The sequence below is a fragment of the Rhodopirellula islandica genome, assembly GCF_001027925.1.
Classification (GTDB): Bacteria; Planctomycetota; Planctomycetia; order Pirellulales; family Pirellulaceae; genus Rhodopirellula; species Rhodopirellula islandica.
Window position 1 is genome coordinate 297807 of record NZ_LECT01000015.1, and the last position, 19528, is coordinate 317334.

Genomic DNA, 19528 nt, shown 5'->3' on the forward strand with positions numbered 1-19528 from the left:
TTCCAACTGAAACATCTGAATTCCGGCGAATTCAGCTACATGCATTCACGTAGGCCAGGTCTCACCTGGCAACCAAGCCGATGCTTTGGAACAAAGCGAGGCGAGTTGTCATTCATCCGCGAGTTCGCGAGGCCCCGTCCGGTCACCCAGCCAGGTGGAACCTGGCCTACGTTTCCTGCCGACCATGCCAGGCCCGGATGGGCCGACACAGCCATTGCCGGGGTCGTCAGGCCCCGGAAAAGCGTCCCCACAATCAAAGCCAAAACCCCGAAGGGGTGACACAGGATGTCCAACTGTGCCGCCCCTCTCGGGGCTTGTTGCATTGGCCAACTCCTGCACCGGGGCCTGACGACCCCGGCAGTCATTCTGCCGACCCTCCGGGCCTCTCACGCACCGTCGCCGGATTCGCAAAGAATTCGGACGCGACGCAACTGGAACACCTTAATTCCGGCGAATCCAGCCACATGCATTCACGTAGGCCAGGTCTCACCTGGCAACCAAGCCGATGCTTTGGAACAAAGCGAGGCGATTTGCCATTCATCCGCGAGTTCGCGGAGCTCCGTCCGGTCACCCAGCCAGGTGGAACCTGGCCTACATTGACAGAAAACCGCCACGCAACAGGCCCGGATGGCCAACCGGAACATCTGAATTCTGGCAAATGCAGCTACATGCATTCGCGTAGGCCAGGTCTCACCTGGCAACCAAGCCGATGCTTTGGAACAAAGCGAGGCGATTTGTCATTCATCCGCGAGTTCGCGGAGCTCCGTCCAGTCACCCAGCCAGGTGGAACCTGGCCTACGTCGACGTCTGCTGAATGCCGTCACGTATCGTCGATGAATGGGACGTGGGACAGGTCAGGGTTTGATCCAGGTCACTGGCTTGCGTCGGTTGGGATACAGCTCGCGGCAGAGGTCACACACGCGTCCATCACAGCCTCTCGCGGTGCAGAATTCGCGACCGTAGAAAATGATCTGCAGATGCAACTTGTTCCAAGAGGACTCGGGGAACAAACTCTTCAGGTCTCGCTCGGTTTGCACAACGCTTTTGCCGCTGGACAAGCCCCATCGTTGGGCCAAACGATGGATGTGCGTGTCGACCGGAAACGCAGGAAAACCAAACGCTTGGGACATCACAACGCTGGCCGTTTTGTGACCGACGCCAGGCAACGCTTCCAGCTCTTCAAATGTGCTGGGGACCTGACCTTCGTGCAGATCGATCAGCATCCCAGACAACTTCGCGAGGGCCTTGGCCTTTTGCTTGGACAATCCCAGCGGCCGGATGATCTCGAGGATTCCCTCTTCGCCAAGCTCACGCATCGCCGCAGGGGTTCCCGCGACCGAGAACAACTCTGGCGTGATCTCATTCACCTTTTTGTCGGTGCACTGAGCGCTCAGCAGAACGGCGACCAACAAGGTGAACTCGTCGGTGTGGTCCAGAGGAATTGGCGGGTCCGGGTAGAGCGTGTTGAGACGCTCCAGGACGATGGCGGCACGTTCTTTTTTCAACATCGCCACACTATACCGAATCGTCTGGGAATACCCAGTGATCAGATTTGGTAGTTCACTTCGGGACGCAACTCATCGGCGGGTTCGTCGGATCCGCGGACTTTCAATTGCGGCTTTTCAAGCACCACGGTAGTGCCGGGCGAAACGCTGCGAGTGATCCAAACGCTGGACCCGATCACCGATTCGCGACCGATCACCGTGCGACCACCGAGGATCGTGGCGTTGGCATACACCACCACATCATCTTCGATCGTTGGGTGTCGTTTCTGACCACGGATCAATTGTCCATCGGCATCCGTTGGGAAGCTCAATGCTCCTAGCGTCACACCTTGATACAGCTTGACGTGCTTTCCGATATGGCACGTCTCACCGATCACCACGCCGGTTCCGTGATCGATGAAGAAGTAATCACCGATCGTGGCACCAGGGTGAATGTCGATGCCCGTTTCTTTGTGCGCCCATTCCGTCATCATTCGAGGAATGAAGGGCACGTTGAGCTGCACCAGCTCATGAGCGATTCGGTAAACCGTGATCGCTTCAAAACCGGGGTAGCAAAAGACAACTTCATCGGTTGTCTGGCAGGCTGGATCGCCGTCATGTGCGGCTTGCACATCCGTGGCGAGCACATGCCGAAGCTTGACGATGCGTTTGAGCATCTCGATCGCCATGGCTTGGCCTTTGGCTTCGAAGTCAATGTCCGTCTCACAATCCTTGTGATTCTGAAGCACCCGGTGCTCGTGCCGCAAAGCGCGAGCGATCTGGGTTGTCAGTTGATCGTGCAAGGAATCAATCAAACCGCCAACGTGATAGCGGATGTTGCCGGCGTGCAAATTCGTGTGCCGCTTGTACCCCGGGTACAAGATGTCCTTGAAATCGAGCAGGATGTCAACGACGGCGGTGTAGCTAGGCAAGGGGCAGTGCCCCAGATGATTGATCGAATCATCGGAGGTGTAGGTGCTGACGATTTGCTCGGTCAGCTCAGGTAACTGCTCTTTCAGCCGAAAATCGGATGCCACGCCTATACTCCCTCGGGCGACTGCGAAACACTCTTCACCGGCGGAACCGACTCGAGAGACTCAGGCACAATGGCCTGAGCGTCCTCGATTTCGTTTCCTCCAACTTCCAGGACGATCAGGGACCGATGCTGGGCGGGTTGTCCAGCAGGAAGTCGCGAGGACCGCGGTGCGTGTAGTAAGGGTACGCGACCTGGGCAGACGGCGCACCTGCTGTGAATGGCTGGCCTTGCATTTGAGCCGCCGCTCCGTGACCCAGCACGCCTGGGTTCATATGCGAACTGTAGTCCAATCCGCCTTGTTGCCAACCGAGAGGACCGGCTTCACAGCCCGTCCGGCAACCGGTTTTGCAACCCATCAGCCGGCCGCGAGTTTTGCCCAGCAATCCGCCACTGCCATTGCGACCGCACGAGCCATTGCTGCAGGCACCGTTGCCACACGAGGAGTCACCACAACCGCAATCGCTTGAGGCGACGCCGCAGTTGCCAGTCGAACATCCGCCACGTGTATTGTGGTGGAGGCATCCGGTGCTGATCATCAGCATTCCGGCCATCGATCCGAGTAAGAGCCAACGATTCATTCCGAACCCTTCCATCCAATATGAATTGGGTGCCGAGCACAAAGGTCTCGACACGTGATACGAGTCTTTCTTTCACCTTTCGTTTCGGCCGTTGACACCGATTCGATGCACACAATCGCACCAACCGCGCCAGAAGTCGGAAGGGGTGGGCGGCAAGGTTTACCTAAACTAACAATTGGGGCTTCCTTTGCAGTTTCAGACCAAGCCGTTCCTGACAAGGTTCGCGGGCCCCGATGCCAAGCCCACCGCAAACGCCCCGGTTTAAGCGATTTCCAACTTGAATCAGCGTGCAAAAACCGCGGGTCCGCGTTAGGCTGAGAGGTCCGGAGCATGGTCGCGGCTTTCATTTTGGCGACGACCGACGCATCCTCCGGACGCGAACCAACTCCAGCAGGCGAGGAAAATGAAGACCGAGGCGCCCGACGCACCGCCAACCGAATTCTCCGGCAATGAATTGGTTTCGAACCACTTCGCGTCGATCCAAGCGTTCGGAACGGATCTCGCGGAAGAACGCCCTGGCCGGGTGCTGAACTGGTTCCGGCAAGTGGTCACGCTACTCGGCATCGCCGCGTTTCATGGTTCGCTCAGTTTCATTGCCTGCCTGTGCGTTCTGCTGACCGTCCGGTTTGTGTTCTTCACCCAGCAAGTCGACGTGGTCGGAATCCTTTGGTTCGTTGCGGCCATCGCAGTCGGCGGTCTCATCGGCCTCCTGCAGCTAACGATTGTCTCGCGCTACGAAGAGTACCCGTTCCACCTGCTGTTGGCCCGCCGACTTCGCCGTGTCATCCAAGGACGCCAAAACCCGGTGGTCTCTCCCAGCGACGAGGGAGCCCGATTCTGCGAAATCGTCCCTCAAGAAAGATGGAAGCTTCTGCGCCTGGAAACCGCATCTGACCTCGCTTGGGTACGCATCGACCACAACGGCGTGTGGATGGAAGGCGATCGCAATCGATATCACTTTCCCCCCAGTTCGATCTTGGGGGCGATCCCTCAGTCGTTCACTCCGGCCGGAGGTTGGGCCCAACTGCACGCCGCGATGATCTACGTTCGCACCGAAAACGGTCCGGAAGAAATCCCCGTGGTCTACCGCGACTTTCGTTTTGCGGAAATGAACTCGGCTGAGCGCTGCCGTCAACGAGATGCAATGGTCGAAGCGATCTGCGAAATCGCTCGAGGCAGCGAGTACGAACCGATCTGCGTGCCAATGGACACCAACCCATCGCAAGCGTCCGACACACCAGCCAGCAACAATCCCTACGCTCCACCGCCGATGACGTCGCATACCGGAGCGTGAAAGCAGTCATCGACGCTGGAAGAATCGAGACGTCGTCGAGACTCACCGACATCGCCCCGGAGGGGCCGACGTTCTTAGCTCGGGGCGGAAGCCCCGAGAACGAGTGTGAAAATCAAACGGTCGCCCCGGATGGGGCCGGCGTGGAAGATGCCGAGTTGTTGTGCCGCGTGACGCCAGCGGTTGGAATTGGACAGGGTCGCGATGAGGCTTGGCATTTGAGGGCTGCCCGACGGAACAGTTGGGGACAACTGTTCTACTCTGGTGCAATGCATTTCTACGCGTACGAGACTCACCGACATCGCCCCGGACGGGGCCGGCGTTCTTAGCTCGGGGTGGAAGCCCCGAGAACGAGTGTGAAAAACAAACGGTCGCCCCGGACGGGGCCGGCGTGGAAGATGCCGCGTTGTTGTGCCGCGTGACGCCAGCGGATGGAATTGGACTGGGTCGCGATGAGGCTTGGCATTTGAGGGCCGCCCGACGGAACAGTTGGGGACAACTGTTCTACTCTGGTGCACTGCATTTCAACGCGTTCGAGACTCACCGACATCGCCCCGGAGGGGCCGCCGTTCTTAGCTCGGGGCGGAAGCCCCGAGAACGAGTGTGAAAAACAAACGGTCGCCCCGGATGGGGCCGGCGTGGAAGATGCCGCGTTGTTGTGCCGCGTGACGCCAGCGGATGGAATTGGACTGGGTCGCGATGAGGCTTGGCATTTGAGGGCTGCCCGACGGAACAGTTGGGGACAACTGTTCTACTCTGGTGCAATGCATTTCTACGCGTTCGAAGTTCACCGACATCGCTCCGGAGGGGCCGGCGTTCTTAGCTCGGGGTGGAAGCCCCGAGAACGAGTGTGAAAAACAAACGGTCGCCCCGGATGGGGCCGGCGTGGAAGATGCCGAGTTGTTGCGCCGCGTGACGTCAGCGGATGGAATTGGACTGGGTCGCGATGAGGCTTGGCATTTGAGGGCCGCCCGACAGAACAGTTGAGGACAACTGTTCTACTCTGGTGCACTGAATTTCTACGCGTTCGAAGTTTACCGACATCGCCCCGGAGGGGCCGACGTTCTTAGCTCGGGGTGGAAGCCCCGAGAACGATCGTGAAAATCAAACGGTCGCCCCGGATGGGGCCGGCGTGGAAGATGCCGAGTTGTTGTGCCGCGTGACGCCAGCGGATGGAAATGAACCGGGTCGCGATGAGGCTTGGCATTTGAGGGCTGCCCGACGGAACAGTTGGGGACAACTGTTCTACTCTGGTGCAATGCATTTCTACGCGTACGAGACTCACCGACATCGCCCCGGACGGGGCCGCCGTTCTTAGCTCGGGGTGGAAGCCCCGAGAACGAGTGTGAAAATCAAACGGTCGCCCCGGATGGGGCCGGCGTGGAAGATGCCGCGTTGTTGACCCTGATCGTCGTGCCAGTGTTGTATTCCTTCGGAAGGCGATGGCGGCCTTCCTGACGCCATCAGTGATCGTCCGTTTCGATTCGGTCGTCATCCGGAGTGGCGAATAATCCCCAGCAATACGCGGGGACGAGTCGGCCGGCAAACTTGTCATGCACAGACAACACCACGAACCAAATCAGCATCATCGTGCCAATCGGCGGTGTGAAATCAATGTACTTGTTTGCCCGCAGCCAAATCGGAATGACAATGCTAACGATCAAGACAACCGTCCATCTCCATGACTCTCTGCCCCAATGGCGAATGGCGAGGTAGTTCCCGCAATGCTGGCAATGCCCTAGCGGGAACGCGAACCGCCAAAATCCAACCGGCCCCTCGCAAACCGGGCAATTGTGCGTCAGGTTCGCTGGCGCGGATTCAGGTGATTGATACGGATTGATCATGGCAGCTTGAGATGGCAAAGCACGAATCGTGGTTTGCAATCATAGCAGGCTGCACTGCAAGGCGGCGTTTCCGCTGACCGCCCTCACTCTTCGCTCTTGGGGGCAGGCAAACGGAGCGAATCCGAGGTCATGTAGGTGGCCCAGAACAGCGGTTGGTTCCCGTTGATGTTCTTGGATTCCTCATCCGCCTTTCCGAGCAGCGGTTCTCCAGCGACGGAAAGCTCCGCTTGCCGCAGCAGCGAAACGCCTCGACGCGTGGCGGATGCCAGTGATGTGTGAGGCGCTTCGTTGATCAGTTCACCGATCACGGTGGCCGCGGACTGGCCACCGGTGACCCAGCGACTGAGCGTGATCTCCTTGACTCCGCTGCAGCGAAGGGCAGCGAGCGGAAAGAAAACCTCGGAACCATCCCCAAGCTTCGCAGCCCCGGCGGCGGTTCGATAGCCAGGCAACGCCACTGTCCGCGGGCCACTGGCGGGCAATCGAACCCATCCGGACAATCGATCCCATGGGCCGCTGGCGTCCGAACGTGGCGTCGAGGTGCTGACGGGGATGGTTGTGGTTGCCATGGGTGCCACCACGTTGGGAGTCAGCGGCGAAGCGACCACCAAGTGCGCCACGCCCAAACCGACTCGATCGGTTGGTGGCGCGGATCCAAGCGTCCATTGCAGTGGATCCTCTGCCGCCGCCAGCATCTCGTCGATCATTTGATCGTTGAGCTCCTTTTGCCGAGGTGCGAAGAACGTTCCCGCCATCACCGCAACTCGGTTGCCATCACTCGCGGCTCCGACATCCCGAAGGGCCAAGCCTGGCGTCGGGGCGTAGCTGATCTTCATCACGTCCGCCCAAAGTTGAGCTGGTGCCGCGGGATCGTCTTCCGCCGCATCCTCCAAGCCTTCCGCGGCATTGTCTTCGGCTGTGACATCCGGCCCATCGCTGGCTGGCAACAGTTCAAACGGCAGGTACCACAACGGCCCATCAGGAACGATCACCAACTTTTCCAGCCCCGATTCATTCCAAGCCGACTTCGAGGGAAACAACATTTCTTTCAGCGCAGCGGCTGTGTCACGCCATGATTCGTCATCAGGGAGCCGCTTGCCTCGACTTCGGTTGGCACCGATCTCGGCCAACAACTTCGAAATCATCATGGGGATACGCCGCCCGGCAGGCGAGATCCAGCCTGTCGTGGTGCCGTCTCTTGTAAGGGTCGCGACCAAACGAGGACCATCCACTACAAAGGTCAACAATCCCGTTCCCGGAGGCAGAGCACCAGCGTCTTCCGTTGCGATTGGCGGAGGGCAAACGGCGGGGATCCTCAAACGCTGGAGTGCAATCTGAGTGACCACCGACTCCTGAAGATTTGCCAACGCTGCGTCGCGTGGTGCGGTGTCTTCCAGGCCTTCGCGAAGAGAGACTTGGACTTTCTGCCGTAGGTCGGCAAGCATCGGTGGAGGCTGCACGACCAATTCCTTGGCCGCCGGCCAAAACGAGTCCGCAGGGTCCGTGACCAGAGATCGAACGTCCATCAAACGGCCTCGAAGTGGCAGCGCCGAGGCCAAGCGAGCCGCATGAATTCGGTCAGTGGACTTGAGCACATCGATGTCGTTGTTTTCGGCCACCGCCAGTTCCAAGCGGCCACGGTGCAAGGGCGTCGAATCAAGTCCGATCAAAGCAATCGCATCCACCGGATCGCGCCGCCATGTCGGCATTGAGACAGGCGACGTGAAGTAAGCCAGCAAACTCTTGGTGGATTGGTTGCCGATCGATCGGCCCATCAACGCTTGCACCAAACTCAATTGATAGTGCGAGGGCATGGAGATCACCGGCCGATTGCGGTCGCGTCGATTGTTGATGAACTCGTTCAGCGATCCCATCGCGTTGGAGAGCTTTCCGTCGGGGCCACCGAGTGATTCACCGCGAGACGCAGCAATGCGTGCCGCGACATAGGCTCCGTACGCTTCCAAGCGAGGGAAGTCCACATCTCGACGGGAAGCGATTTCGATGGCCAGCGTCATCGCTTCCGTGGCGGCGTCGACTCGGCCCGCACTGATCGCGGCGTCCGCCGCAACCAGGTAGCAATGCAGCGACGCCAATCGCGATTCACGGATCAGCGTGCGTCCGGCCAACAAAGAGGTCTGCTCCACCGTCCCGTATTGCTGGGGGCCTGCCGCACCAACAGCCAACTGCAGGGCTTCCCCGATGAATTCGTACTGTTCCAAGGCCGCCGCGGAATTGACGGCTCGTTGGCTGGTCGCGACCAAACCAGCGGCCACGTTGGGTTCCAACTTTCCGTTTGCGTCCCCCGCGACACCGACCGTCATCCCGGCCAGAAACATCAGCGGTGTGAGCGGATGCACCGAGCCACCCAGGGTGGCGTACTTGCCCACGCGATCGACCACCGTTGAATCTTCGCCCACGGCAATTTGCCCCACGCCTCGCATCGCGCCGATCAACGAACGGCCACCGGGTGAATTCAACCCGGCGGGATACTTGGTCGATTCCATCAACTCGGATGCCAGCGGTTCTTGTGCGGACAGTTCCCCCATCACGACGCGTCGTCGATACATCATCAGTGCGATCGATCGCATGATCTCAATCGCATCGACTCGCCTGAGATTCTGGCTTTCAATTCGCCCGCCTTGTTGGAGACGTTGTTCAGTCATCACCTCGCCGCTTTGAAGCATCAATCCATCTGGGATCGGAGCGAGCCGAACCGCATTGGCTTCGGGCCACAAATTTGTCGCCCCGGCTTTGATCGCGTTGCCTTGATTCAGACTCGACCAATCAATCGCGCCCAACCATCCGCGATTGCGAACGGTGATCTGCATGCCGGCGTCCAAGTGCGTGCGACAAAGCGGCAAGTGGCCCAGATGCCAGTAACACTCCGCCAACATTGCATGCATAGGAATCGCATCGATCCACTTGCCGTTGACGTCCGTTCGCGAACTTCGGAGCGCGGACTCGAACGCGTTCACCGCGTTCTTCATATCGCCGTCACGATAGATTTTGAGCCCGGTGTAGTAGTTTTGGGGCGGGTACTGGCTGCCAGAACTCGCGGTACCACCGAAACCTTGCCCGACAGCGAGCCCCGTCGGAGCAACGACCGACGCCGCGATGACCACGAGGGAGAAGAACGCCCCAAATCGAGGTGGAGTGGATGTTGGTTGCACAGTCATGCCAGCGATGCGATGGGAATGGAACATGGTTTCCATTCTATCCGCGACCTTTGACCGAGACGAATGAATCGGTTGATGGTGGAGGGGAGAATCAGCGATCCCTTCCGTGTGCAGCAACCGAACTGGTTATGCTGATTGCATGAATTCCGACGATGACAACGCCGTTTTGCCGAACCCCTATGCAACGGGGCCTCCGACAGAGGGAGACGACGAAGACCGAGCATTGCTGTTGGAAATTCTGCCGGACGAAGACACTTTCCCGACGATCCCTCGCACGATCCTGCGTTGGACGCTGGTCTGCAGCATTGCAGCGATCCCCAGTTTCGTGATCGGGTTCACGGTCACTCAGGGGCAATTCTGGGGGATGGTGACCGGAATTGTGATCTTCATCGTCGGCTATGTCTGGGCCGACTTGGTCACACGTTCTCAATCTTGGCGTCATTCGCGACAAATCGCGGCCACCTTGCGCACCGTCTATGTGTTGCGATTGGTGGCCTCGGTGATCCTTCCTGCCGGCATGATCGTCGACATGTTTTCAGGCATGCTGGCGGTCATGATTGTCGCCGGTGTCCGCCAATTCGAAACCGAATCCGAATTCGGATTCCTTTCCGCGGTCTGCACGACGCTTGTCCAAGGAGTCCTGCTGAACGTGGTGCTCTTGATCGTCGCATTCTGCGTCTTCCCAATCGTGCGAATGGTCGGACGAGCACGCAAAAAGCGAAAGCAAAAGAAGATGTCAAACGACGATCAGACGCCGCTGGAATCGCCCTCGGACTCACTCTCGGAATCCGTTGCGAATCCTTTGCTGTCTTCGTCCGACTCGGACCCGCCCGAGCCTTCGTTGCGGTAGTAGGTCCGCAAGTTCTTCGGCAGTGGATCGAACGCCAATTGGTCAGGCAAGATGCCTTTCGTTTTCGCCATTCTCAACAACGACACCGCGTCGCCATAGCCACCGCCCACTTCGGTCAGGCCTTCGAGGACTGCAGCGAGCGAGTTGTTGACTTCGGCAAAGGCATCGTCCTTGCCAGCTTGGAAGCGGCTGATGCGAAGTTGCCCCGTTTCAGGCACAGACCGAATCATGATGCCCGATGGGCCTAAGAAGAACGATTCAATTTGCAGTGGTTGAACATCGCCGAACAACACGATTTCTGGTTTGCGACGCAGCGAAACCACCACGGAAGGCTTCACTGAAGACGGGACTTGGTACAGCCGGTAGGTGCCACGCAAGTTTTGTCCCGCCAGCTTCTGTTTTCCATCTTCGCGATTCCTGAGCTTGCAGAATGCTCCGTAGCGGGTTTCCAAGCTGGGTGAGTCCATCAATCGCTGCAGACCTTCGACCACGTTGTGATGTTCCATGTCTTCCAGTGCCTTCAAAGCAGGAGCACGGAAGGCGGGCTCCGCTCGAATGGCGGCGATCAAAGGATCGATGGCTTCGTCCCGATCCAAGTAGGCCAGAGCTTCGGCGGCATAGAACCGCAACTCGGGATTGGATGACTGGACCGCTTCCAACAAAGTTGGAATCGCGGGTTCCCCCAATCCTTCCAACTGCAACGCAGCGTCCGCGGCTTTGGAAGGCTGCTTCATCCGCTCGCCCAGTTTGGTCAGGCGAACCTGCGTGTTGGAAGACTCCGGCGCCACACCAATGGCACGAACCACGGCCATCAAACGGGCCACGTTGTTTCGATAGCGCGGGTGAACATCCAATTGAATGAAGTCGTCTTCGATCGGTTCCGCAATCCCACGCCGAGTTGAGCCGTCGAAAAAGTAAAATCGTTTGTTGATGGCCTGGGCAATTGCCGCGGACATTTTGACGTGTTGAAAATCGGGACGAAGCACCAACCCGATCTTGCGATCGTTCTGCACGACTCCGCCGGACAAGATCGAACCTTGCACTTGCAGGGCTTCGTCTTTTTCGCCTTCATGATCGGCACGTGTCAGAATGGGCCCGGTCGCGACCGCCAACACTTCACTGCTTCGAACCGAACTGTCGAGCACCTTTTGGTGCCGCATGCGGGTGTCAAGCAACCAACCGCCGTGCAAGTCCGTCGCTTCGGTTTTGGGTGGGGTCAAAACCTGCAAATCCAACACATCGCCTCGGCGCGCACCAGGAGGAATGCTGCCACGAACTTGGACCAACGCAGTGTCGTTGCGTTCCAAGAACTCGTTTGGATTCGGAATCTCTTTGCGTTTCATTTCCTCGAGCAGCATGTCGCGGAAACCCGAAGGCAGTGCGGGACCGCCTGTATCGGGCAACGCATTGACGATTGCAACTCCCGTGACCGGGACGCTCTGCATGCCGTGAGGGATGGCCGCTTCTCGGACCAAATCCGGCGGTTCAGGGACCCTCAGCAATTTGGCCAACTGAGGGTTGTCGGGCTCATCCTGCTTGCCAAGTTTCCAAAACGAAGTGCACCCGCCAGCGGCGGTCAAAGACAACGTGATCCACACCAACCCGAATCGGCAGCGATGGAGAGCGGTAGTTGCGTTCATGAGCGTACGAATGCGTTCGTCGTAAGTTGATTGGCCACGATTACTCCAGGAAGTAGTCAATCGGAGGAACGTGACACAAGAGCAGACGCCCAGCCAACACAATCTGTCCCATCTGTTTGGACCGATTGGCGGGTTGCTCCGCCTTCGCCCCTGGACGCAGTGTTAAACTGCGATGGTCGAGACGGTCATTGAACCGAGACGCCAACGGACGCCAAACCAGTCGGCAACTGCCTCCTCGGAACCGATTGTCTTCCACCCCGCATTCATCCTTCCCGTGATTTGCACAGATGATTCGTTGCTACTTTCCCGCCGGAGACCGTTTGCCAGTCAAAATATTCGGGGCACTCGGTGCCTGCCTTCTCGCGTTCGCCTGCCAGACTTCCAGTCCAGACGCCATGGCCACCGAATTCGCGAATGGGCCGTCCGCGGCAACCAAGTCCGCTGCCACCGAAGTGGAACAGTCGTCGAACAACCGGGCCGCTGAACTGGGCTGGGAAGTGCTGACAAAAAAAGCATTGCTGCCCAGCGATTTCTCTCAGACTGTGATTGACGACATCTGGCGAAGCTGGCCAGAAGAGGCTCGCGTGAAGGCCGAGAACGCGTCGCCCGAAGACCGCCTGCGATTGATTTACCATCGCTATGGATTGTCCGAGCGACCTGAACTGCTGGTGGGCAAAGACGGTACCGCGGCCTTCGTTTCCCCGCAGCAAGAGGACTCGGTGGGACCGCCGATGCAGTACGTGGTGAGCGAAAAGGGCGACTGGACGATGAATTGTCTGTCCTGCCATGGCGGCTCGGTGTACGGGGTCCCGACGCCCGGCGCACCGAACAATCGCTACGCGTTGCAGACGCTCACCGAAGAAGTCCGCAGCACCAAGTTTCGTCTCGGCAAACCGCTGGGGCGAATGGAGTTGGGATCCTTGGTCATTCCACTTGGAACCACCAATGGCACCACCAACGCCGTGGTCTTTGGCATGGGATTGATGAACTACCGTGATTCGGAATTGAACGTCGTCCAGCGCGCACCGCAGACGTTCGTTCATCACGACATGGACGCTCCTCCCTGGTGGCATTTTTACAAACGGCCGTACCTGTACATCGATGGCTTCGCTCAGAAGGGACATCGAGGTTTGATGCAATTCACGCTGGTCCCTGAAAACGGACCGGAGTTTTATCGCGAACACGAAGACGATTTCCGAAACGTTTTCGCGTTTCTGTCGTCACTCCGAGCGCCCCAGTACGACGGCCCAATCGACCAGCCCCTCGCCGAGAGAGGGCGTCATCTGTTCGAGCAAACCTGTGCGAGATGCCACGGAACGTACGGCCCGGACGGCGGCACTTACCCCAACGAGATGGTTCCGATCGATGAACTTGGCACCGATCCTGTTCGGTTCCAGGCTTTGACCAGCGAAGGGCGTCAGCGGTACGCCGATTCATGGTTCGCACAACTGAAACAGGGTGAGTCGCAGGAGACACGGGTCAATCCCGAAGGATACGTCGCCCCACCACTGGACGGTGTTTGGGCCAGCCCACCGTACTTCCACAACGGCAGCGTGCCGACCCTCTGGCACGTGCTGCATCCCCAAGAACGCCCTGTTTTATGGAAGCGTGCCGCGGAGGCAATCGATCCTGAACGAATGGGTTTTCAGATCGAATTGGCTGACAAGGTGCCGTTGTCACAACCCGACGTGCTGATTCGACGCAGTTACTTTGACACCCGTCGCTTCGGCAAAAGCGCGGCTGGGCATGACTATCCCGACGAGCTCAACGAACAAGAAAAGCGTGCCGTGCTGGAATATCTCAAAACGCTTTGATTCTCTTGCCGCCAATCCATCGAATCTGCTAATGACGAGTCAAACAACTCGCTCGTATCGTTTCGATTCAGGATTTGGTTCCGATGAACAGTTCGCTTCGCCTCGGATTGATCGCAATCCTCGCCGTCGTCGCCTCCGGCTTCGTGTCGCCGACACCCGCCGCCGCTCAAACCTCTCCGTTTTTGCGGATGTTCAAACGCGGGACCAAAGTCGAAGTCGACACAACCAAGACCTATGAACTGACAGAGGAAGACGGGCCTTGGCTGATTCTGGCTCACACGTTTGTGGGTGCTGGTTCGAAAGAACGCGCCGAGCGTTTGGCACTGGAAATCCGCCAGGAATTGAGTTTGCCGTCTTACGTCTACGAGGAAAAGTTTGACTTCTCTGGCGAAGTCGAAACACCAACCTCCACTATCCAAGTCGCAGGTGGTTCGACGCGTACCCACCAACGTCGAATGCGTTACGCCAACAGCATTCAGTACGATGCTCACGCGGTTCTGGTGGGTGAATACGACCACGCAGAACACCCGCAAATCGCCGATGATCTGAAACGCATCAAGTCCGCCAAGCTTCCCGTTTTCGGTGACGAGAAAGAGATGGCTGCTGAATCGGACTTTCGCAACCCGGTCACGGCGGTCAAAGCCTTGCACCGTCAATTTGTGAACCGCAGCGGCGACAAAAATCGCGGGGAGATGGGCAGCGCTTTCCTGACTCGCAACCCGTTGCTCCCCGACGACTTCTCGCACTCGCCGGAAGTGGATTCCTTCGTCCGCAAATTGAACGAAGACAAGCAATTCAGCTTGCTCGAGTGCGACGGGAAATTCACCGTCGTGGTTCGGACCTTCGAAGGCTTCAAAACAATCGTCGATGGCAAGAAAGAAAAAAACTTCCTGCCCAATATCAACCGCTTGGACCGGATGGCAATCGATGCCAACAAAATGGTGATCGCGCTGCGAAACGACGGACAAGAGGCTTATCAATACCACGACCGAACTCGTTCGATTGTGACCATTGGCAGCTTCGATACGCTGGGTCATGAATTGCCAAACGGCGGCTTTGAATACGCTCCCGAAATCAAATCGCTCATGTCCACTTACCGAGCGTTCAACGTCGACCCCAACATCGCCAATCAGGTCAAAAGCAAGACCAGCGACGGGCTCGCCGCGAAGCACATCGAAAACATCCCCTTTGATGTTCAGCCAACCCCCATTGCGGTCCCCAAAGCCAGCAAACGCAGCTTCTACAGCGCCGCGGTTGGACGCTGAGCCCTATGTTTGATCTCGTCCTTGGAACAGGCAATGCGAAGAAGCTCGTCGAGCTTCGGATGATGCTGCCGGAAGAGACCATCGCCCTGACCGCACTGTCGGAAATCGACAACGCGATCGACGTGGTGGAAGATGGCGACACGTTTGCACAGAACGCTGCCAAGAAAGCGACTGAGCAAGCCAAGCACTTGGGACGATGGGTGCTGGCTGAAGACAGCGGACTGACAGTCGATGCACTCAAGGGTGAACCGGGTGTGCACTCCGCTCGCTACGCCGGAACGCACGGCGACGATGAAGCCAACAACGAAAAACTACTGCGTGAACTGGCCGAGGTGCCGCTGGATCGTCGTGGCGCTCAGTTCAATTGCCACCTGTGCTTGTCCGATCCTGCGGGCAACGTTCGCTTGGCCGAGTCTGGCATCTGCCGCGGACGCATTGCAACTGAACGCAGCGGTGCCGCGGGATTTGGCTACGACCCGCTGTTTGTGATCCCCGAGTACCACAAAACGTTCGGGGAACTGAACCTGACCGTGAAGCGGGCTCTCAGCCATCGGTCGCGAGCCCTGCGGGTCTTCATCCCCAAGTTGCTGCAACTGGTTCAGTCCAACTCCGCTTCAGCGTAGGTTTCTTCGCTCTCCCACAAGCGAACCTTGTAAGCGGTCGCGCCGGAGTCACCCAAGATTTCCGGGCAGACCTTTTCGAGGAAATGCTTGGCCATGTTTTCGGCCGTTGGATTGCTGTCCAGCTCGTAAATTCGGTGCGGTTCCGAACTGCGGATCGCATCCAACCCGTTCTGGTCTTTCTCCCACAACACGAATGTGTGGTCCCAGTTTTCGTCGATCCAATCCTTGCAGCGAGCCTTCAGCTGCTTGAAGTCCAGGATCCGCCCCACCGCGTCTTGCTTCTTGCCCGTCACGTAGACCTCCAGCACGTAATTGTGGCCGTGCAGGCTCTGGCATTTGCCTTCGTGCCCCACCAATCGGTGCCCGGCACAAAATGTGAAGCGGCGCATGATTCGAATGGACACAGGCAGGGTTCCTAACGAGAAATCGGGACAGAGGGGGAAACGAGAAACGCAGAGCGGACGAGCAACCCGTACGAAAAGTGAGCAGTGGGCAGGGAAACGTAGGCAGGCAGCAACCCATTGGCGGCGGTTCAACGAACAAGACAGCCAAAAGTCTTCTGATCCAAAGGACTTTGTCGACCCCCACAATCCGGTGCAACCGAGAAAACGGCTTCGTTGAACCGCAGGATTCAGTTGAATCTGTATACACATCGGTTGGCGAATGGTCACCCGGCTGCCATAATGGGCGTTCCCCCTTCACTGGAGGTGCCTTGGTGTGAATTGAACGTGCCTTGAATGTGCCGAATTTGGCATGCGTTTGGTGGCGGCGTTGTCGACCCGGTGCCTTTATTCTCCCTGCCTTTGACGGAGCCCATTCTCGGTGGCCAAGTATTTGCTTTCCCCTTTGCGTTTGGCTGTCGGATGGGGAATCTCACCCCGGCTGCTCGGAACGATCGCAGTGGTCATGCTGACCCTCCTTCGTCTCACCATCGGCTGGCACTTCATCACAGAAGGTGTCGACAAGTATCAAGCTGGAAACTGGTCTGCGAAACCATTTTTTGCCAACGCCCGAGGCCCATTCGCCGGTCATTTCCGCCAAATGGTGTGGGATTACGACGGCACCATGCGATTGGACGTTGACCAAACCAAAGTCAACTGGGCTTACTACCGCGACCAAATCTCGGGCCACTACGGGTTCGATGAAAAACAGTCCGCTGAGGCTCAGAACAACTACAGAAAAGCGGTTGATCAGTACGAAATCGTGCTGCAACTCAACGCCAATGAAGTTCAGGAGTTTCAATTGGGGCTGGATCGAGTCGCAGAACTCGATGGGAATTCGGTCGCATCGGGGGTCAGCTCCCTGAGTGGTCAACGCGAGAGCGTTCGAAAAGAGTTGTCCCAAAAGATCGCCCCGGTCTTCGATCAGATCGATGCAATTTGGGAAAACTACGAAACTGCACAAAACAAGGTCGCATCGCCGGAACAACTGCTCACCCATAGTGCGTACAAACTGACGCGTCCGCGTTTGCAAATGATGGACACCAGTGTGATCGATACGATGGTGCCGTACTTCGACATGATCGTTGGTTGGTGTCTGTTGCTCGGGTTGTTCACCCCCGTGGCCGCGTTAGCCGCCGCGTGTTTTCTCGGTTCAGTCTTTCTAAGCCAGTATCCACCCGTGACCGGGCCAGGGTCGAGCAATTATCAGCTGATTGAAGGTCTGGCCTGTTTGGTGCTTGCCGCCACCGGCGCTGGCCGTTTCGCCGGCCTCGATTTCTTTCTGCATCTCATTATTCGAAAATTCAACGGCGATGACGCCGCAACTGCGTGACCGGGAGTCTTAGCAAATGGTAGACAAGCTCAACGCCGATCAAAAAGAAGTCGGCTCACACAATTACTATTCCGCCGTCGGCAGTTACTACGATGTCAATCGTCGTGACTTCCTGCGTGGCATCGTCGCCGCCGGTGCCGTCAGTGGTGCTGGCCTGGGTGCCGCTTACTTCGGCTATGGCAAAGTCACCGACCCGGTCCGCGTCGCGGTCATCGGAACCGGTGACGAAGGCAACGTCCTGATTGGAGGTTGCAACCCCGAGTACGTGGACGTCAAAGCGATCTGCGACATTCGTCCATTCAGCCAGTTTCGTGCGTTCCACGGTGACTGGTCTTCTTCATCGGCTTTGAAACGTCGTCCAGGCTTGATCAGCGTCGCTGGCTACAAAGACGAAGCGGAAGCTCGCAAGAACGTCAAGGTTTACGACGGATCCAACGGCGGCATCATGGCCTGCCTCGATGACCCCGATATCGAAGCGGTGATCATTGCCTTGCCACTTTGGCTGCACGCTCCCGTTGCCGCTCAAGCCATGGAACGTGGCCTGCACGTGCTGACCGAAAAACTGATGGCCCACAATGTGGCTCAGTGCAAGGTCATGTCGCGAATGGCTGGCAGCATGGAAGACAAGAACGGCAACCCGCTGCACTTGGCGACCGGTCACCAACGTCACTACAACGTGAAGTACCAAGACGCGATCAACCTGATCCGCTGGGGCTTGCTCGGACAACTGCACCACATTCGTGCTCAGTGGCACCGTAGCAACGTCCCCGGTGCCGACAGCTGGTCGATGCCAATCCCTGGCGGCGAGATGGTCAACGGCAAAAACTTTGACAAGATCGCGAAGGACATCGAGTACCGCAAGAAGAAGCTGGCGGAAACGACAGACCCTGACGAAATGATTCGTCTGCAGATGGAAATTGATCAGTGGACGGCTTGGGACGCTGACAAGAACGTTGACCCCAAGGAATTCGGCTACGAAGGCTTCTCGGTCGGCGATCAAACCTTCAGTGCGATGGAAGAACTTCACCGCTGGCGGTTGTTCAATCGCACCGGGGCTGGCCTGATGGCCGAACTGGGAAGTCACCAGCTCGACGCCGTCAGCATCTTCCTCAGCTCGTTGCGTGATGACAAGAAGAAGGTCCACCCACTGAGCGTCCACGCAGTTGGCGGACGCCACATCATGCCGGTGGATCGGGAAGTCGGCGACCACGTCTACTGCATGTTCGAGTTCCCTGGACCAGAATACAGCAGCACCTTCGACGTCGGTTACTACGACCGTGTCGAGCGTTACCCCAACCCCGACAGCCCCGGAAACGGACCGGTCGCCGGATACGATACCGATCCAAACAAGAAGGTCGTCGTGACCTACTCGTCGATCAACGGCAACGGCTTCGGTGGCTGGGGCGAAGTCGTCATGGGCACCAAGGGAACGTTGATCCTGGACAAGGAAACCGACGTTTACTTGTACCGCAACAGCGACACCAGCAGCAAAGCCGGCGTCGTGAAGAAGGACGCCGGATTCGCCTTGGACACCTCGGCCAGCGGCGACTTTGCTGCACCGGTTGCCCAAGCCGCTTCGTCCGGCCCAGTCAGCCGTGGCTACCGCGAAGAGATTGAGCACTGGGCCTACTGCATCCGCAACCCAGACGGCGAAAACAAACCTCGCTGCTACCCCGAAGTCGCGATGGGCGACGCGGTCATCGCTCTGGGAACCAATGTCGCTCTGAAACGTTCAGCCAAGGGCGAAAGCGGTTACCTGCAGTTCAAGGAAGAGTGGTTCGACATCGACAACGATGCGACCCCGGACGACAGCGACATCGCGACGGAAACCGAATTCATGAAGAAACCTGTGGCATAGCTCCCAGCAAATTCCCAATGACGAACAACACGGCGGCCATTCGGTCGCCGTGTTTTTTCATGGAATCCCGACACACAAAGCCCCCGTACGATGGCCTTCCAAGGCCGTCGACATGGAAACCCGACGCGTCAGCGAGGCCCACGCGGCATGCCCTACGCCGGCCCCGTCCGGGGCGGTCTTTTGCTTTTCGTGATCGGTCTCGGGGCTTCCGCCCCGAGCTAAGCAAGCCGGCCCCGTCCGGGGCGAAAATTGCGGCCGAAAACCAAACCTCGGGTTGAAAACCCGAGGCTGACAAC

At 58.0% G+C, this 19528-nt stretch carries 15 protein-coding genes and 1 pseudogene; 8 read left to right on the forward strand and 8 right to left on the reverse strand.

Annotation, left to right across the window (positions count from 1 at the left end):
- Positions 1 to 464: 464 nt before the first annotated feature.
- Positions 465 to 671: pseudogene (locus RISK_RS33535) on the forward strand (hypothetical protein); the annotation flags it as partial.
- Positions 672 to 854: 183 nt separating this feature from the next.
- On the opposite strand, the gene nth reads toward RISK_RS33535, so the two are convergent.
- The 3 genes from nth to RISK_RS06935 form a co-directional block, all read right to left on the reverse strand.
- The gene (gene nth, locus RISK_RS06925; protein ID WP_201778932.1) at positions 855 to 1514 is read right to left on the reverse strand and encodes an endonuclease III; all 660 of its coding nucleotides are present in this window, start codon (positions 1512 to 1514) and stop codon (positions 855 to 857) included.
- Positions 1515 to 1546: 32 nt separating this feature from the next.
- Positions 1547 to 2521, reverse strand: coding sequence for a serine O-acetyltransferase (locus RISK_RS06930; protein WP_047813517.1), 975 nt, complete (start codon positions 2519 to 2521; stop codon positions 1547 to 1549).
- A 115-nt stretch (positions 2522 to 2636) separates the two neighbouring features.
- The gene (locus RISK_RS06935) at positions 2637 to 3098 is read right to left on the reverse strand and encodes a hypothetical protein (protein ID WP_236696098.1); all 462 of its coding nucleotides are present in this window, start codon (positions 3096 to 3098) and stop codon (positions 2637 to 2639) included.
- A gap of 403 nt (positions 3099 to 3501) precedes the next feature.
- Between RISK_RS06935 and RISK_RS06940 the strand changes: the two genes are divergently transcribed.
- Positions 3502 to 4392 carry a membrane protein gene (locus RISK_RS06940; RefSeq protein ID WP_047813519.1) on the forward strand — a complete coding sequence of 297 codons (891 nt, stop codon included), beginning with the start codon at positions 3502 to 3504 and terminating at the stop codon, positions 4390 to 4392.
- Positions 4393 to 5852: 1460 nt separating this feature from the next.
- Here the strand turns inward: RISK_RS06940 and RISK_RS32950 are convergent.
- Together RISK_RS32950 and RISK_RS06955 are read right to left on the reverse strand one after the other, a co-directional pair.
- Complete coding sequence (locus RISK_RS32950) at positions 5853 to 6053, reverse strand: hypothetical protein (protein ID WP_236696099.1); 201 nt, start codon at positions 6051 to 6053, stop codon at positions 5853 to 5855.
- Positions 6054 to 6316: 263 nt separating this feature from the next.
- Positions 6317 to 9436: a CHAT domain-containing protein gene (locus RISK_RS06955; protein WP_236696100.1), complete on the reverse strand. Its 3120-nt coding sequence runs from the start codon at positions 9434 to 9436 to the stop codon at positions 6317 to 6319.
- A 112-nt stretch (positions 9437 to 9548) separates the two neighbouring features.
- Between RISK_RS06955 and RISK_RS06960 the strand changes: the two genes are divergently transcribed.
- Positions 9549 to 10259: a hypothetical protein gene (locus RISK_RS06960; RefSeq protein WP_047813523.1), complete on the forward strand. Its 711-nt coding sequence runs from the start codon at positions 9549 to 9551 to the stop codon at positions 10257 to 10259.
- On the opposite strand, the gene RISK_RS06965 is transcribed toward RISK_RS06960, so the two are convergent.
- Together RISK_RS06965 and RISK_RS29230 are read right to left on the reverse strand one after the other, a co-directional pair.
- Positions 10157 to 11899, reverse strand: a complete 1743-nt coding sequence (locus RISK_RS06965; RefSeq protein WP_173442623.1) for a flagellar basal body P-ring protein FlgI — start codon at positions 11897 to 11899, stop codon at positions 10157 to 10159. The genes RISK_RS06960 and RISK_RS06965 overlap by 103 nt on opposite strands.
- Positions 11900 to 11939: 40 nt before the next feature.
- Positions 11940 to 12155: a hypothetical protein gene (locus tag RISK_RS29230; RefSeq protein ID WP_047813524.1), complete on the reverse strand. Its 216-nt coding sequence runs from the start codon at positions 12153 to 12155 to the stop codon at positions 11940 to 11942.
- Between the two features lie 139 nt (positions 12156 to 12294).
- Here RISK_RS29230 and RISK_RS06975 point away from each other — a divergent pair, with 139 nt between their 5' ends.
- From RISK_RS06975 to rdgB, 3 genes are all read left to right on the forward strand, one after another.
- Positions 12295 to 13713 carry a c-type cytochrome gene (locus RISK_RS06975; RefSeq protein ID WP_390173923.1) on the forward strand — a complete coding sequence of 473 codons (1419 nt, stop codon included), beginning with the start codon at positions 12295 to 12297 and terminating at the stop codon, positions 13711 to 13713.
- Positions 13714 to 13796: 83 nt separating this feature from the next.
- Entirely contained in the window at positions 13797 to 14978 is a 1182-nt protein-coding gene (locus tag RISK_RS06980) for a hypothetical protein (protein ID WP_047813525.1), read from the forward strand.
- Positions 14979 to 14983: 5 nt separating this feature from the next.
- Positions 14984 to 15601: an RdgB/HAM1 family non-canonical purine NTP pyrophosphatase gene (gene rdgB / locus RISK_RS06985; protein WP_047813526.1), complete on the forward strand. Its 618-nt coding sequence runs from the start codon at positions 14984 to 14986 to the stop codon at positions 15599 to 15601.
- On the opposite strand, the gene queD is transcribed toward rdgB, so the two are convergent.
- Positions 15577 to 15990, reverse strand: coding sequence for a 6-carboxytetrahydropterin synthase QueD (gene queD, locus RISK_RS06990; RefSeq protein ID WP_047813594.1), 414 nt, complete (start codon positions 15988 to 15990; stop codon positions 15577 to 15579). The two genes, rdgB and queD, sit on opposite strands and share 25 nt — an antisense overlap.
- A gap of 433 nt (positions 15991 to 16423) precedes the next feature.
- On the opposite strand from queD, the gene RISK_RS06995 reads away from it, so the two are divergent.
- Positions 16424 to 17374 carry a DoxX family protein gene (locus RISK_RS06995; RefSeq protein ID WP_047813527.1) on the forward strand — a complete coding sequence of 317 codons (951 nt, stop codon included), beginning with the start codon at positions 16424 to 16426 and terminating at the stop codon, positions 17372 to 17374.
- Between the two features lie 16 nt (positions 17375 to 17390).
- Positions 17391 to 19232, forward strand: coding sequence for a Gfo/Idh/MocA family protein (locus RISK_RS07000; protein ID WP_047813528.1), 1842 nt, complete (start codon positions 17391 to 17393; stop codon positions 19230 to 19232).
- The last annotated feature ends 296 nt before the right edge of the window (positions 19233 to 19528 follow it).